Origin of the sequence: Paenarthrobacter sp. C1, from assembly GCF_049315185.1 — a bacterium.
Taxonomy (GTDB): Bacteria; Actinomycetota; Actinomycetes; order Actinomycetales; family Micrococcaceae; genus Arthrobacter; species Arthrobacter nicotinovorans.
The window spans coordinates 316,068-330,403 of the sequence record NZ_CP186052.1; the positions used below are offsets into that span (position 1 = coordinate 316,068).

A 14,336-nucleotide genomic window follows, 5' to 3' on the forward strand; every position below is an offset into this window, starting at 1 on the left:
GTGGTGGGTGGCTTTGTGGGAAGTCTAGACGCTGACGGTTGCCGGGGTGGTTTCTGCCTCTACCGGCTTCTTCACGGCCCAACGCTTGAGGGCGATGACCAGCAGCGCAGTGATGACCACGCCGACGGCGATCGAGAGGAAGAACAGGAGGAAGTTGTCGATGGCGAAGAAGACGAACAAACCGCCGTGTGGAGCCTTGGAGGTGACACCGAAGGCCATCGACAGGGCACCGGTGACGGCGCCGCCCACCATGCTGGCCGGGATGACGCGCAGGGGGTCGGCTGCGGCGAACGGGATGGCGCCTTCGGAGATGAAGGATGCCCCGAGGAGCCAGGCTGCCTTGCCATTTTCACGCTCTGCCAAGGAGAACAGTTTCTTGTCCAGGACGGTGGCGAGGGCCATGGCCAGCGGCGGAACCATGCCTGCAGCCATGACGGCTGCCATGATCTGCCAAGGAGCCTGGTTGCTGACACTCGCAGCACCGAGGCCCGCAACGGCAAATGCGTACGCAACCTTGTTGACGGGACCACCGAGGTCGAAGCACATCATGAGGCCCAGGATGATGCCGAGGACCACAGCTCCGGCTCCCGTGAGGCTGGAAAGTCCGGCATTGAGGGCGTTGGTCAGATCCACGATCGGACGGCCGAGGATCAGGAACATCAAACCGGACGCCACCAGGGACGCGAGCAGAGGGATGATCACCACGGGCATCAGGCCGCGAAGCCAGCGCGGGACGTCCAGCTTGCCGATCTGGTAGGCCACGTAGCCGGCCAGGAGACCACCAACGATGCCTCCCAGGAAGCCGGCGCCCATGAAGCCGGACACAGCACCGGCTACAAAGCCGGGGGCGATACCCGGGCGGTCAGCGATGGCGTAGGCAATGTAACCGGCCAGTGCGGGAACCAGGAACCCGAGGGACAGGGCGCCGATCTTGAACAGGACTGCGCCGATGTAGGCACCCAGCGGACCCCAGGCGTTCTCGGGGAAATCGGTGGGGAGGTTGAAGATGCTGTTTTCAACAACGATCTTGTCGGCGAAGTTGGTGATGAGGTAACCGCCCATGAGGAAGCCAAGGGCGATCAAAAGGCCGCCACCCGCAACGAACGGAATCATGTAGCTGACGCCGGTGAGGAGTGCGCGCTTCAGCTTCTGGCCGATGTGCTCGCCCTTTTCCTCCTCGGCACGCTCAGCCTGCTCTTCGGCACCGAAGTGCGGAACACGGCGTGCGTGGGGGTCGACGGCGGCAGCCAGGGCTTCCTCGACCATCTTGGTGGGCTCGTCGATGCCACGCTTGACCGGAGCGTTGATGACCGGCTTGCCGGCGAAGCGCTCCTTGCCGCGGACGTCGACGTCGACGGCGAAGATCACGGCGTCGGCCGCAGCAATCACTGCCGGATCCAGCGGCTTGGCACCGGAGGAACCCTGGGTCTCGACCTGCAGGTCAACGCCCATTTCCTTGGCAGCGGCAACCAGCGAATCAGCCGCCATGTACGTGTGTGCGATGCCGGTTGGGCAGGCGGTCACTGCGACGATGCGCTTGGGTGCGGCAGTCGTCGTCGTGTTTTCTGCGGGAGCAGCTGCAGCGGCGGGCGCAGCAGCTGGCTTGTCTGCCAGCGCTCCGTCGACGAGGTCCACAATGTCCTGCTCGGTGGCTGCCGCCCTGAGTGCTGCGGTGAAGTCCTTCTTGATCAGTGAACGCGCCAGCTTGGAGAGCAGCTTCAGGTGTTCCTGGTCTGCGCCGTCCGGGGCTGCGATAAAGAAGATGAGGTCAGCAGGGCCGTCCTTGGCGCCGAAGTCCACCTTGTGGGAGAGGCGGGCCATGGCGAGGGCAGGCTCCGTGACGGCGGCCGAGCGGCAGTGCGGGATGGCGATGCCGCCGGGGACGCCGGTCGCCGTCTTCTGCTCGCGGGCGAAGGCGTCGGCGAAGAGTCCCTCAACCTCGGAAGCTCGGCCGGAGGCGGCAACTTTGCCTGCCAGGACGCGGATGACGTCGGCGGGGGAGTCGCCCAGGTTTTGGTCGAGGGTGACCAATTGTGGGGTGATCAGCTGGGTCACTGTGATTCCTTCTGGAGGGCCGTGATGGTTACGGCGTCGGGGGTTGTCTGGTGGACTGCCGGGACAGTGGAGCCCGGCAGCGAAGCAGCTGCGGCACCATGTGCCACGGCTTGACGGAGGCAGTCCTGCGCGGAACCGCCCTGGGTTGCGGCCAGCAGGTAGCCGGCAAGGGAAGAATCCCCTGCGCCCACTGTGCTGACTGCCTTGATCGGCGGATGCGTGGCGAACCACGCTCCGTCTGCGGTCACCAGGACTGCGCCCTTGGACCCGAGTGTTGCGAGAACGGCGCCTACACCGCTGGCGACGACGGCGGCAGCGGCTTGGGCGGCTTTGGCCGGGTCCGCTTCCAGTTCGTCAGCTGTGTAGACGTTGGTGAAACCGGCTGCGGCGGCGAGCTCGGCAAGCTCTTCCGCATTCGGCTTGAGGAGGTCGGGCTTTCCTGCGGCATCGCCCACCAGGGCCGCCGCAAGCGGAGCTCCGGAGGAGTCGATGGCGATGCCGGGGGCGGCCGTTCCATCAGCGTTCGACCGGAGCCGACGCGCGATTGTGGCGTAGAAATCCGCGGGCACCCCTGGTGGGAGCGAGCCTGCGAGAACCACCCAGCTGGCGCCACGGGAGCGCTCCAGCAGCAGCCCGATCAGGGCTTCCTGCTGTTCGCCACTCAGCTCCGGGCCGGGTTCGTTGATCTTGGTGGTGACCCCATCCGGTTCGGTGAGCGTGACGTTGCTGCGCAGCGCCTGACCGATGGGCAGCGCCGCAAAGGGCACGCCGCCGTCGTGCAGTCCGGACAGGACGGGGTCTGAATCCGCGCCGGGAAGGACTGCCAACGTTTCGAGGCCGGAGGCCACGAGCGCACGGGAAACGTTGACGCCCTTTCCGCCGGATTCCTGGTGGACGGCCACCGCGCGCTGAACTTCGCCGCGGGCCAGGGCGCCCGGGAGTTCCACCGTGCGGTCCAGGCTGGGGTTGGCGGTGAGCGTGACGATCATGCGATCACCACGTCGACGCCGGCGTCGGCCAAAGCCGCCGCAAGTTCAGCCGAGGGCTGCTGGTCAGTAATCAAGGTGTCAACATCCTTCAGGGTGGCGAACTGGACCAGTGTTTCGGCATCCAGCTTGGACGAGTCGGCCAGGGCTACAACGCGGCGGGCAGACTGGACGAAAGCAGCTTTCACCGCGGCTTCCTCGGGATCCGGCGTGCTGAGCCCGAAGACGGCGTGGATCCCGTTGGCGCCCACGAAGGCGATGTCCGGACGAAGCCTGTAAGCGGCCTCCACGGTGGACTGCCCGACGGCGGCCTGCGTGAGTCCGCGGACACGGCCGCCGAGGATCTGGAGTGCGACGCCCTGCGTGGAGGAGAGCTTGCCGGCAATCGGAATTGCGTGGGTGATGACCACGAGCTCGTCGTTCCCATTGGTGGACGGAGTCCGCTGGGCCAGCAGGTCCGCCAGGGTTTCAGTGGTGGAACCGGCGTCGAGCAGGATGCTGCCGGTGGTGGGTTCCGGGATCAGTGCAAGAGCGGCGTTCGCGATACGGAGTTTTTCGGCCTGGCGCTGCACTGCCCGCTCCAGGATGCTTTCCTCGCGGGTGCTCAGGCGGTCGGAGGGGACTGCGCCGCCGTGGACGCGGCGGAGATTTCCGGAAACTTCAAGGGCCGCGAGGTCGCGGCGGATGGTTTCGGTGGTGATGCTGAAACGGTCTGCGAGGTCCGTGACGCTCACGCGTCCGCGCTCTGCGACGAGTGCGGAGATCAGTTGCTGGCGTTCTTCTGCGAACACTTACCCTCCATTGCGGTAAAGCCAAGTTCGTTGCGGCCACTTCCGTGACTGCTATCACAACGATGTGGAATTGCTTGACTCTATCTTTGTTTATGTTGGTAAGTCAATAGAAACCAACATAAACAAAGATCACTGCTGTGTGCGAGGTGGTCCGGGCGCGCACCGGGAGGGCTCCGGAGACGACGAAAGGGCATGTCGCGCTCCCTGTAGCGCGACATGCCCTTCTATCGGATCCTGACTGGGGGATATGCCGGGATCCGGTCTTGTTGGGTGCGGAACAGCCCTAAAGCGAAGGGGGGTTCCCTGGTCCCGGGGGCGGTGGGACTGCCGGTCCCGGGGTGGGTTCCGGGACGGGCGGCGGGCCCGGTTCCGGCAACGGTACGGGCTCAGGCGTAGGCCCGGGTTCCCGGGTTGGATCGGGGTGTGAGGGATCCGTGGGGAAACCGCTCATCATCAAGCGCTCCTTCTCCGGGACGAATGCGTCGGGCGGAGGCTTTGCGGCGTGCTGGAAGGGTACCGGCTGGAATCCCATCCGGACCCCATGTAGTCGATGGGCAGGTTGTCCGGGTCAGGTGGATCCGGCAGCTTGTGCTTGCCGGGTTGACCATGCTGGTTATGCTGGCCAAGGCCCCGGGTGGCAGTGGAAGACTCTCTTTTCTGTGATTCTGCGTGCATGCTGTCCCTTCCTGTAGCTTCAGAATTGGTGCTGCTCCTCATGGCTGCGCCCGTCACGTTCAGTCCGGAATTTCCATCCGGAAGCCGCAGTGGCAGCCAAGAATCCTCGTGTTGATGAGAACCTCGTACATCCGCAGCCGCCCACCCGGTTTCAGGACGAGGGGAGTTTGAATCCTCCGGAGCTCGCAGCTGCTGGTCTTCATGGGTTCGCCGCAGTGAAGATACTGACCGCCGAACTGAAGTACCCCCTGGGAAATACCGGGTCGGTTGAGTACCGCGGCAACCCTCTGGACGGACGCGATCTGCTGGTAGGAATACCTGCAGACATGGCACTCGTACGCCACGTCCACCAAGTTGGGCGCGGGCGGATAGTGGGACTGGATCGAATTCACCAGGAGGTGCTTGTCCGTATTGCACCGGGTACACCAAAGACGCTCATCGGGCGGTTGGTGGGCTTCGTCCGGGACTCTGGACGCTGGCTGGGCCGGCATGGGTGTCTACCTCGGCATCAAAAAATGCGGGTCGCCCGTCTGCATGAGCTGTAAAGCCTGGTCCTGAAAATGCGGGACTGTAGCTAGATTGTGCACATAGGTGCACGGCATATGCAAGGATTCTGTTGTCATTCCCCAAAGGGGTGACAGGCAGTGACCCGGCGATCGTAAACTAAGGCATGGACGAAATGAACGTTGAATTGGCGCTGCCTGATGCCGCCTCGGCGCCCGACGAAGTTTCGGTGCCCGAGCAGCTTCAGGACCTCGTTATCGATAGCGAAGACGTCGGTGGATTCCTCGGAGAGCTTGCTGTGTTTTCCGCAGCGGCAGTGACCAACGCGGTGGGCGTGAACGTGCATTGTGGCATCACATTGAGCAGGCGGAGGCGGACGGCCACGGTGGCCGGAAGCACCCCGGAAGCCAGATTGATTGACGAAGTACAGCAGGCGTACGGGGACGGCCCATGCCTGGAAGCAATGCGTAGCCATGCCACCGTGCATGTGCCCGACACCTCCACCGAGGGGCGCTGGCCCGACTACTGCAAGGTCATCGCGGACCGTGGCCATCTTTCGGCACTCTGTGTCCCTTTGGAGCTGGACGAAGGTGCAACCGCGGCCCTTAACTTCTTCGCTCCGCGGATCGACGCTTTTGACGCGGCCACCATCCGGGACTGTGAGCTCTATGCCAGCCAGGCCGAACGCTCATTGCGCCTGGCAGTCCGGATCGGAGTAAAGCAGCAGCACGCCGATGACCTCCAGGATGCGATGCAGTCCCGCACCGTGATCGACCTCGCGTGCGGCATCATCATGGGGCAGAACAGGTGCAGCCAAGACGACGCCTTCCAGATCCTCAAAAAGGCCTCAAGCGCCCGGAACCAGAAGCTGCGTGACGTCGCCGAGTCGCTGATCAAGAGCGTTGCGAAAGAGTCACCCGTGGCTCATTTCGAACCCTGAGGGACAGCGCCCCAAGGGTCCGCGGCCAGCCGATGACTTGTGACGCAAGCCACTGGTGAACTACATTTTAGGTGGGTTAAGCAGATAGCCCTTGGAGCCTCATGACGTGGTGCCATCCCGGATGGTCCAAGAACTGCACTTTCAGCCGTGGCCATTATCGGCCGGCTCGCAGCGTCAATGCATGCGGCTCCTTGGAGTTGTAAAAGGAGAATGGCAATGACGCTTGGTTCCCTTCCTGTCCCGAAACCTTCACAAGGGCCCGAACCTGCCCAGGCCGGAGTGCGGCCATGGTGCACTGTCTGCGGCACCGATTCCTACATTTTTGTTGAGACCGTGGTGGAAGCCGAACCACACCAGACGGAAGTGGTCGACGTCAGCTACACCTGCAGCGAATGCGATACCTTCTACGCCCACCCCGTCCGCCTGGCAACGCTGGTGCCGGAGATCCAACAGGAATTCCTTTCCACTGCAGCAGCAGGACTGTGGTTCAGCTGCACACATTGCGGCGACCCCATGACGCTGGGACGTCCTACTGAACGCGTGATTGAGGCCCCCCGGAGCACTGAAGATCCTGAAAGCCCCAATCTCCTTGAGGTCTACTTGCAGACCCAGGTCCTGCATTGCCGTTGTGGTTTCCAAATGGAGGTTCCGCGCCACGTTGGGTAACCACCGTCTCTGAATAATCCATAGCGGGAGGGGTGGGTCTGTGCGCACGTTTGGTGTCGAAGAGGAACTTCTGATTGCCGATCCTTCGGACGGCATGCCATTGGCCCTCGCCACAGACATTCTGGACGTGGCGGCTGCCCACGGCGGGGATGTTGACGGTGACGCCGCTTCCCTGAAGTCCGAATTCAAGCAGGAGCAGATCGAGGTCAACTCCCGCCCTTGCCGGACGGCTGCTGAGCTCAGGGCTGAAATCCGTGCCGGCCGGGCCTTGTCCGACAAGGCGGCCAGAGCCGTGGGTGCGCGGGTGGCCGCGCTGGCTACCCCGCCGGTATTCCATGCGACGCCCACCTTGGGCAATCAGCGCTACGCTGCCATGGGCACGGAATTCGGCCTGATTTCGCGTGAGCAACTCACATGCGGTTTTCATGTCCACGTATCCATCGAGTCGCCTGAGGAAGGCGTTGGAGTCCTGGACCGCATGCGGCACTGGCTCCCCGTGCTGCTTGCCCTCAGCGCCAACTCTCCCTTCTGGATGGGGGCCGACACCGGCTTCGCGAGCTATCGAACACAGATCTGGAACCGGTGGCCTACTGCCGGTCCCATGGACGTATTTGGTTCGGCCGATGGATACCGCGCAGTCCTGGGGGCGCTGCTGGGCACGGGAGTTCCCATGGACGAGGGCATGATCTACTTCGACGCCCGCCTTTCCAGGGGCCATCCAACTGTCGAACTCCGGATCGCGGACGTTTGCCTCTACGCAGAAGACGCGCTCACCCTGGCGGTGATCGCGCGCGCCCTGGTGGAAACCTCGGCCGCTGAATGGCGGCGGGGCGATCCGCCGTCGAGTGCTTTGACCCAGGTCATCCGCATGGCCAACTGGAAGGCGAGCCGCTTTGGCATCAACCGCGAGCTGCTTCACCCGCAGGACCAGAGCCCGGTTGCTGCTCCGGAAGTTGCCGGCGCCTTGCTGCGCCACATCAAGCCTGCCCTGGGCAAGGCCGGAGACCTGTCGCTGGCGCGGGCCGGGGTGGCCGGCATCCTCCGCCGCGGTTCAGGCGAGCGGCTGCAGCGCCAGGCGTACGCGCGCCGGCGGCGGCTGTCCGACGTCGTGACCGCAGCCATCGCCTCCACGCACGAGTACGGGGAACTTTCGGACGCCGGGCTGCTCAGCCACTAGCAGTCGAAGGCCCGACGACGGCGGGCCGGTGAGCCGCCGTCGTCGCGCCTTGTGCGGGCCGTAGCCTCCGATGAAGTGCCCGGACGGTCAGCCCTGGTTGATGCGGATCATGTTGCCGGAGGGGTCGCGGAAGGCGCAGTCGCGCGGTCCCCACGGCTGGTCGATCGGTTCCTGGAGGACCTCTGCGCCGGACGCCCGGAGTTTCTCGAAGGTGGCGTCGAGGTCGTCCGTGCTGAAGACGAGCATCGGCATGACGCCCTTGGTGAGGAGTTCCTGGATGGCGTCGCCGTCAGCCTGGGAGCGGCCGGCGTGCGGCGGGGAGAGGACAAGTTCGAGGTCGGGCTGGGCGTCGCTGCCCAAGGTCACCCAGCGCTGGCCATCGGAGCCGACGTCGTTGCGGACCTCCAGGCCGAGCGCGTCGCGGTAGAAGGCGAGCGACTCATCGACATCGTTGACAGTGACGTGTGCGTACTTCAATGAAATGTTCATGAACCACACGCTATTGCAGCTTGGGAGCCTGCGCTTCTTCAATCCTGCTCAGGTTGGTGTTGCCCTTCCTGTCGGGGCGAGTGTGCTGTTTGGCGATGCAGTTCGGCATGGCTTTCACGGCGTGGTGCTCCCGGGAGCGGTACTCGCTGGGCGTGATCCCTACGATTTCAGTGAAGCGGCTGCTGAAGGAGCCCAGGGAGGTACAGCCGACTTCCATGCAGGCATCCGTAACGCTGGTCCCGGCACGAAGGAGGGCCATGGCCCGCTCTATCCGCCGGGTCATCAGGTAGTTGTAGGGCGATTCACCGTATGCGGCCTTGAACTGGCGGGAGAAGTGCGCCGGTGACATGAGGGCGCCGGCTGCCATGGTGGGCACGTCCAAAGGACGCGCGTACTCGCGGTCTATGAAGTCGCGGGCGCGCCGCAGATGGGCCAGGTTGGCCAATTCCTGCGGTGTCATGGCGTCAGTCTACTAGGCTCATGCCCATGGAATCAGTGGTCTGGTCAAAGCCCGAAAACCAGCGCAAGGGCACTCCTTTGCTGGTGATGCTGCATGGTTACGGCACCAGCGAGCAGCGCATGGTCAACCTTTTTGACCAACTGCCCACGGACTTCACCTGTGCTGCGTTGCGGGGGCCCAAGGTTATCGGCGACGATTACGGGTGGTTCCTGCTGGACTACTTCCTGACCAACGACTTCGCGGATGTGATTGCCTCCACAAATGCGGTGTTCGACTGGATCAACTCCGTGAAAGACAACCACAGCAGCGTCAGTTTGCTCGGCTACTCACAAGGCATGGCCATGGCCAGCACGCTTCTGCGGTTGCGGCCCGGGTCGTTCAAAGCCACCGTCGGCTTGTCCGGATTTGTCCTGGACAACGACCTGCTTGCCCTGAGTGAATCATTCGACACCCCGCCGCCGTTCTTTTGGGGGAGGGACAAAGCGGACCCCGTGATCAACGAGGACGCGATCGCCCACACGGAGGAGTGGTTGAACGCCAACACGGCGTTGACGGCACGTACCTACCCCGGGATGGGGCACCGGATAGACCCTGTCGAATTGGTGGATGTCAGTGCTTTCCTGAAGTACTACGTGCTGGGCTAGGGCTGGATTAGAAGGCATTCCCACCCCGGAATCAAACCTGTTGGTGAGATTCGCGTCACAATTTCGCATTCAACCGCACTCTATTGAATGACAAAATTGTAAGCGCTTACACTTTTGGCTGGTGACCCGGTCCGGGACACACGCCAAGGCGTCAGGCGAGCATGGAAAGGGTTGAGGCCGTGTTGCATGGTTAGGACTCACAGGGTGACAATCCAGGACGTAGCCGTCCTTTCCGGGTTGTCGATTTGCACGGTATCGCGGGCACTCAGGAAGCTCCCCAACGTTTCCGAAAAGGCCCAGTCGCGGGTGGCTGAAGCTGCCAGCAAGCTCGGCTACAAAGCCTCGGCCGCCGCATCCAGGCTGGCCGGCGGAAACACAGGGTCGGTGGCGATCGTCGCCCCCACAGCCACATCGTGGTTCTTCTCCCAGGCCGTGGAAGCCGCAGAGGAGGTTCTGGGCGACAGTGGCTACGACACGGTCCTGATCAGCCTCCGCAACAAGGCCACTGTCCGGAAGCAGTTCTTCGAGGACCTTGAAAACCTCGCGCAGAGGGTCGACGGACTGCTGTTGCTCAACATTGACCTCGAGCCCGGAGAACTGGAAGCGTTAGAAGCCTGCGGACTGGCAATGGCCAGCGTGGGCATGCGAAATGTTCCGTGGGACAATGTAGGCATCGATGACGAACACGCTGCCTGGCAGGCAACCCAACACCTGCTGGGGCTGGGCCATTGGAACTTGGCCGTTCTCTCGAGCAATGAACACTCCGTTGTGACTGAGACTCCTCGGTTCCGTGGCTTCCGGCGTGCGCTGGATGAACACCACCTCACCGTTCACCCGGACCTTGTGGTGGCTTCAGGGCCAGGTATCGACGACGGGCGGCGGGCCATGACTGAGCTCATCACCCGCGGCGCGAAGCCCACGGCAGTGTTCGCCCACTGTGACGAGGCCGCGTTCGGTGCATTGACCGCGCTCCGGGAATACGGCTTGTCCGTGCCGAAAAACGTGTCCGTGATCGGAATAGATGACCACCCGATGAGCTGGTTCCTGGGTCTCAGCACCGTGGCGCAGCCGGTAGCTGACCAGGGCGCCTTCGCTGCGAACCTGCTGTGCGAACGACTCCTGAATAACGAATCCCCCCACCAACCCTCCAACCACTTGCTCGATACCAAGCTCATCGAACGCAAAACCACGCGCCACAAGCGCTGAACGGAACTATGCACATGACTGACCTTCGTAATGCCTGGACCGGCGCCTCGGCGCTCCTGTTCGATCTCGACGGCGTGCTGACGCCCACTGCCGTGGTGCACGAGCAGGCGTGGCAGGAACTGTTCGACGGTTACCTGGCCCGGATCGGGCACCAGGAGGGCTACCAGGAGAGCGACTACTTCGACCACATCGATGGCAAGCCGCGCTTTGACGGCGTCCGGGACTTCCTCACCTCCCGGGGCATCACGCTCCCGGAAGGCCCAACGGACGACTCGCCCACGAACCAGACCGTCCAGGGGCTCGGCAACCGCAAGAACGCCATCTTCAACGAAATCGTGGACACCCGGGGAGTGGAGCCCTACGAAGGTTCCGTCAAATTCATCAATGCGGCCTTGGAACGGGGACTCAAGATCGCAGTCGTCTCCTCGTCAAGGAACGCTCCTGCCGTGCTGAAGGCAGCGGGACTCGACCACAACTTCGAGGTAGTCGTCGACGGCCAGGTGGCCGCCGCCGTCGGACTTTCCGGCAAGCCGGACCCGGCCACCTACGTGTATGGAGCAGGCCTGCTGGGCGTACCCGTGGAGGAATGCATCGTGGTGGAAGACGCCGTGTCCGGGGTGCAGGCCGGCGCGGGAGCTCCCTTCTACGCCGTGATCGGCGTGGACCGCGGTGCGGGCCGCCAGACCTTGCTCGATGCCGGCGCCACGCTGGTGGTCGACGACCTCAACGAACTTCTCTGACCCTACTTTTTCGAAGGACTTCAACAGCCCATGGCACTCATCAGCTCCGATCGGCTGCGTTTCCCCTGCGAGCCCTGGAAGCTTGTGGAAAACATCCACGTACCCGGTGACGAGGGAACGTTGGAAACGCTGTTCGCGCTAGGCAACGGCCACCTCGGCATCCGTGGATCCCATTCCACGGCGGGAGACAGCGAGCTTCCCGGCACGTTCATCAACGGTTTCCATGAGATCTGGGACATCAAGCATGCCGAAAACGCCTATGGATTCGCACGGACGGGCCAACGGATCGTGTACGTACCGGATGCCAACAACTTCACGGTTTCCATTGATGGCGAAGCCCTGAGCCTTGCCGAGTCCACGGTGTTGGACTATCACCGCAGTGTGGACTTCTCCACAGGCGTTTACGAGGAACGCATCGTGTGGTCCTGCCGGTCCGGCGCGACCGTCACCACAGTGGAGCGCCGCGCGGTCGGCTTCGATTCCCGCGGATGCCTCGGCCTTGAACTGTCGTTGTCAGCGGACCGCGACGTGTCCGCGGACATCACCTCCGGCGTCGTGAACCGCCAGGACCAGCCTGTGGAGGACCACTCGGTCCATGACCCCCGGCGTTCGGGGCGGCACGCCGGGCGGGTACTGCTGCCACTTCACCTCCAAGGCGCCGATGGTTCGCTCCGCCTTGCCTGGGAAACGTCGGAGTCGCGCCAGCGCGTGGCGATGGCCGTCGACCACTGGATTTCGGCCGAAGGCCAGCCGTTCGAAACGCTGGTGGCGGAGGACGAGTCCTCCGTCCGTTACGTTCTGGCAATCCACGACGGCGACACTTTCCGTTTGGAGAAGACGGTCAGTTACGTCGTGGCCGGGTCAGCCGGGGATGCCGAGGACCGTGGCGAGAGCCTGGCCGCTGAGGCGGAGGCCAACCTGGTGCCGTTCTCCGAGATCCTGGCCCAGAGCAAAGCGCATTACGACGAGTACTGGACCACTGCTGATGTATCGATCGGCGGCCAGGCCGAGATGCAGCAGGCAGTGCGCTGGGGTCTGTTCCAACTCGCGCAAGCCACTGCCCGTGCCGGTGTGGCCGGCATTCCCGCGAAGGGGGTCAGCGGCTCCGGCTACGAGGGCCACTACTTCTGGGACCAGGAGATCTACCTCCTGCCTTACCTGACCTACACCAACCCCTGCGGCGCCCGGAAGGTGCTCGAATCACGGCACGCGATGCTGCCGGATGCGAGGGTACGGGCCAAGGAACTCAGCGTGGACGGTGCGTTGTTCCCGTGGCGCACCATCAACGGCCTGGAAGCGAGTGCCTACTATGCGGCGGGAACTGCCCAGTTCCACATCGCCGCCGCCATTGCGTTCGCTGCCAACCGCTACCAGTGGGCCAGCGGCGATGACACGTTCAGCGCAGAGCTGGGTGCCGACCTGCTGATCGAGACGGCCCGCATGTGGGCCTCGCTGGGGTTCTTCGGCAAGGACGGAATGTTCCACATCCACGGCGTCACCGGGCCGGACGAGTACACGGCTGTGGTGAACGACAACCTGTACACGAACGTCATGGCACGCTTTAACCTCCGGGCAGCGGCCGCGCTGGAACACGAGGGCATCGCCGAAACCGAGCGCATGGTGTGGAGGCAGGCCGCTGAACGGATGTCCCTCCCGTACGACCCCCATCTCCAGGTCTTCAGCCAGGACAACGACTTCATGACCCTGGAACCCTGGGACTGGAATACGCCCAAGTCCAAGTACCCGTTGCTGCTGAACTTCCACCCGCTGGTGATTTACCGCCACCAGGTCCTCAAGCAGGCTGACACGGTGCTGGCCATGTTCCTCCAGTGGCAGGACTTCACCGCTGAAGAGAAGCAGCGCGCTTTCGACTTCTACGATCCCATCACGACCGGCGACTCCACCCTGTCCGCGTGCGTGCAGGGCATCATGGCGGCCGAGGTCGGTTACGGGGACGTCGCGTTGCAGCACTTCACCGAGGCCTTGTTCATCGACCTCGACAACTCGCACGGCAACACCATTGACGGCGTCCACATTGCCTCCACCGGCGGCATCTGGAGCTCCTTGGTCTGTGGTTTCGCGGGAATGCGGGACCAGGGCGAGGTGCTGCGCTTCGATCCCCGGCTGCCTGTTGAATGGGACGGCTTGTCCTTCCGGCTCAAGGTGCAGGGCCGACTGCTGGCCGTCGAGCTGGAACAAGGGTCCATTGCGTTGACCCTCGTGCCTGGCCCCGACTATAGCGAGGAGCCGTTGCAGGTGAAAGTGCGGGACTACGACGTCACCGTTGGTGCCGCCACCGTCCAGGTGCCGCTGGAGGACGTTCCCGTCCCGCCGCCGTCGATCTTCCCCAGCGTTTTCCCGACGGCGGGTCTTCCGATCATCCGGTAACCCGTTCAGGAAGCCCGCGACGTGTGGTCTTCAATCAGGCCACTCGCCGCGATTTCCCGCAGCGAATGAATGGCTTTGGCGGCCGTGGCCCTGTCCTGGAAACAGATGGAGAGCGCGAGTTCAGTCCCGTCGGCATCGACGAGGCGGACCCGGCAATCACCGCCTGATTCGTCGAACAGTTCAAAGTGGCCGGCCATTTACGCCGCCCCCTTCCTGGTGGCGGGTGCCTCTGCTGCGGGCGCCTGCGGGCGGTCTTCCGCGGTTCGACGCCGGTCCAACTCGCTGTTGATCAGTTCCAGCAGCGCTTGGGCCGGCTCGGACAGGTGGTGGGTATCCGGGGAACCCAGCTGGTCGCAGTGAAGGAGGACGTGGCGGATCCTCTCCAGTTCGCGGGAGGGCACCAGCGGCCAGCGGTGAAAAAGCTGCCTTACGGCTATGGCACCCAGCAGGGCGTCGGGTTTGTTGGCTGCGCCATGGCTTCCTTGGGTGACTGCTGCTCTTCGTCGAGCAACGGAGGCCGCGGAAGCTGCGACACCATGGGTGAGAAGAATGTTGGCTTTGAAGGAATTGGGGGCCATGAGGACCTCCCTGATGAGAGCGATGAAAGCCGACTGC

15 protein-coding genes are annotated in these 14,336 nt (G+C 63.6%); 7 read left to right on the forward strand and 8 right to left on the reverse strand.

Going from position 1 to position 14,336, the window contains the following annotated elements; translation table 11 throughout:
* Positions 1-24: 24 nt before the first annotated feature.
* The 4 genes from ACNAOU_RS01575 to ACNAOU_RS01590 all read right to left on the reverse strand — a co-directional run bounded on the left by ACNAOU_RS01575 (position 25) and on the right by ACNAOU_RS01590 (position 4,998).
* Entirely contained in the window at positions 25-2,055 is a 2,031-nt protein-coding gene (locus ACNAOU_RS01575) for a PTS fructose transporter subunit IIABC (RefSeq protein WP_018778933.1), read from the reverse strand.
* Complete coding sequence (locus ACNAOU_RS01580) at positions 2,052-3,044, reverse strand: 1-phosphofructokinase family hexose kinase (protein ID WP_110505955.1); 993 nt, start codon at positions 3,042-3,044, stop codon at positions 2,052-2,054. The genes ACNAOU_RS01575 and ACNAOU_RS01580 overlap by 4 nt, the downstream gene beginning before the upstream one ends.
* On the reverse strand, positions 3,041-3,832 hold the full coding sequence (locus ACNAOU_RS01585; RefSeq protein ID WP_018778931.1) for a DeoR/GlpR family DNA-binding transcription regulator: 792 nt from the start codon (positions 3,830-3,832) through the stop codon (positions 3,041-3,043). The genes ACNAOU_RS01580 and ACNAOU_RS01585 overlap by 4 nt, the downstream gene beginning before the upstream one ends.
* Before the next feature lie 734 nt (positions 3,833-4,566).
* A complete protein-coding gene (locus tag ACNAOU_RS01590; RefSeq protein WP_055977315.1) occupies positions 4,567-4,998 on the reverse strand; it encodes a hypothetical protein in 432 nt (143 codons plus the stop codon).
* 188 nt (positions 4,999-5,186) lie between these two features.
* Here ACNAOU_RS01590 and ACNAOU_RS01595 point away from each other — a divergent pair, with 188 nt between their 5' ends.
* The 3 genes from ACNAOU_RS01595 to ACNAOU_RS01605 all read left to right on the forward strand — a co-directional run bounded on the left by ACNAOU_RS01595 (position 5,187) and on the right by ACNAOU_RS01605 (position 7,794).
* Positions 5,187-5,951, forward strand: a complete 765-nt coding sequence (locus ACNAOU_RS01595; RefSeq protein ID WP_422757861.1) for a GAF and ANTAR domain-containing protein — start codon at positions 5,187-5,189, stop codon at positions 5,949-5,951.
* Between the two features lie 216 nt (positions 5,952-6,167).
* A complete protein-coding gene (locus ACNAOU_RS01600; RefSeq protein ID WP_018778928.1) occupies positions 6,168-6,617 on the forward strand; it encodes a hypothetical protein in 450 nt (149 codons plus the stop codon).
* Positions 6,618-6,657: 40 nt separating this feature from the next.
* Entirely contained in the window at positions 6,658-7,794 is a 1,137-nt protein-coding gene (locus ACNAOU_RS01605) for a glutamate--cysteine ligase (protein ID WP_039239327.1), read from the forward strand.
* Between the two features lie 87 nt (positions 7,795-7,881).
* On the opposite strand, the gene ACNAOU_RS01610 is transcribed toward ACNAOU_RS01605, so the two are convergent.
* Together ACNAOU_RS01610 and ACNAOU_RS01615 are read right to left on the reverse strand one after the other, a co-directional pair.
* Positions 7,882-8,283 carry a VOC family protein gene (locus ACNAOU_RS01610; RefSeq protein ID WP_026267320.1) on the reverse strand — a complete coding sequence of 134 codons (402 nt, stop codon included), beginning with the start codon at positions 8,281-8,283 and terminating at the stop codon, positions 7,882-7,884.
* Positions 8,284-8,293: 10 nt separating this feature from the next.
* Positions 8,294-8,743: a helix-turn-helix transcriptional regulator gene (locus ACNAOU_RS01615; protein WP_018778925.1), complete on the reverse strand. Its 450-nt coding sequence runs from the start codon at positions 8,741-8,743 to the stop codon at positions 8,294-8,296.
* A 26-nt stretch (positions 8,744-8,769) separates the two neighbouring features.
* On the opposite strand from ACNAOU_RS01615, the gene ACNAOU_RS01620 reads away from it, so the two are divergent.
* The 4 genes from ACNAOU_RS01620 (at position 8,770) to ACNAOU_RS01635 (ending at position 13,721) form a co-directional block, all read left to right on the forward strand.
* A complete protein-coding gene (locus ACNAOU_RS01620) occupies positions 8,770-9,387 on the forward strand; it encodes an alpha/beta hydrolase (protein ID WP_079582382.1) in 618 nt (205 codons plus the stop codon).
* Between the two features lie 204 nt (positions 9,388-9,591).
* On the forward strand, positions 9,592-10,593 hold the full coding sequence (locus ACNAOU_RS01625) for a LacI family DNA-binding transcriptional regulator (protein ID WP_422757862.1): 1,002 nt from the start codon (positions 9,592-9,594) through the stop codon (positions 10,591-10,593).
* 8 nt (positions 10,594-10,601) lie between these two features.
* The gene (locus tag ACNAOU_RS01630; RefSeq protein ID WP_422757864.1) at positions 10,602-11,333 is read left to right on the forward strand and encodes an HAD family hydrolase; all 732 of its coding nucleotides are present in this window, start codon (positions 10,602-10,604) and stop codon (positions 11,331-11,333) included.
* Between the two features lie 30 nt (positions 11,334-11,363).
* Entirely contained in the window at positions 11,364-13,721 is a 2,358-nt protein-coding gene (locus ACNAOU_RS01635) for a glycoside hydrolase family 65 protein (RefSeq protein WP_189076412.1), read from the forward strand.
* Between the two features lie 5 nt (positions 13,722-13,726).
* Here ACNAOU_RS01635 and ACNAOU_RS01640 read toward each other — a convergent pair whose 3' ends face one another.
* A complete protein-coding gene (locus ACNAOU_RS01640; RefSeq protein ID WP_422757865.1) occupies positions 13,727-13,918 on the reverse strand; it encodes a YegP family protein in 192 nt (63 codons plus the stop codon).
* Positions 13,919-14,299, reverse strand: a complete 381-nt coding sequence (locus tag ACNAOU_RS01645; protein ID WP_422757867.1) for a hypothetical protein — start codon at positions 14,297-14,299, stop codon at positions 13,919-13,921.
* Positions 14,300-14,336 lie beyond the last annotated feature (37 nt).

Bases quoted from the DNA above. Each gene is read 5' to 3' on its own strand.
- ACNAOU_RS01580 (WP_110505955.1), bottom strand. From the start codon at position 3,044: ATGATCGTCACGCTCACCGCCAACCCCAGCCTGGACCGCACGGTGGAA.
- ACNAOU_RS01590 (WP_055977315.1), bottom strand. From the start codon at position 4,998: ATGCCGGCCCAGCCAGCGTCCAGAGTCCCGGACGAAGCCCACCAACCG.
- ACNAOU_RS01595 (WP_422757861.1), top strand. From the start codon at position 5,187: ATGAACGTTGAATTGGCGCTGCCTGATGCCGCCTCGGCGCCCGACGAA.
- ACNAOU_RS01600 (WP_018778928.1), top strand. From the start codon at position 6,168: ATGACGCTTGGTTCCCTTCCTGTCCCGAAACCTTCACAAGGGCCCGAA.
- ACNAOU_RS01610 (WP_026267320.1), bottom strand. From the start codon at position 8,283: ATGAACATTTCATTGAAGTACGCACACGTCACTGTCAACGATGTCGAT.
- ACNAOU_RS01615 (WP_018778925.1), bottom strand. From the start codon at position 8,743: ATGACACCGCAGGAATTGGCCAACCTGGCCCATCTGCGGCGCGCCCGC.
- ACNAOU_RS01620 (WP_079582382.1), top strand. From the start codon at position 8,770: ATGGAATCAGTGGTCTGGTCAAAGCCCGAAAACCAGCGCAAGGGCACT.
- ACNAOU_RS01630 (WP_422757864.1), top strand. From the start codon at position 10,602: ATGCACATGACTGACCTTCGTAATGCCTGGACCGGCGCCTCGGCGCTC.
- ACNAOU_RS01635 (WP_189076412.1), top strand. From the start codon at position 11,364: ATGGCACTCATCAGCTCCGATCGGCTGCGTTTCCCCTGCGAGCCCTGG.
- ACNAOU_RS01640 (WP_422757865.1), bottom strand. From the start codon at position 13,918: ATGGCCGGCCACTTTGAACTGTTCGACGAATCAGGCGGTGATTGCCGG.
- ACNAOU_RS01645 (WP_422757867.1), bottom strand. From the start codon at position 14,299: ATGGCCCCCAATTCCTTCAAAGCCAACATTCTTCTCACCCATGGTGTC.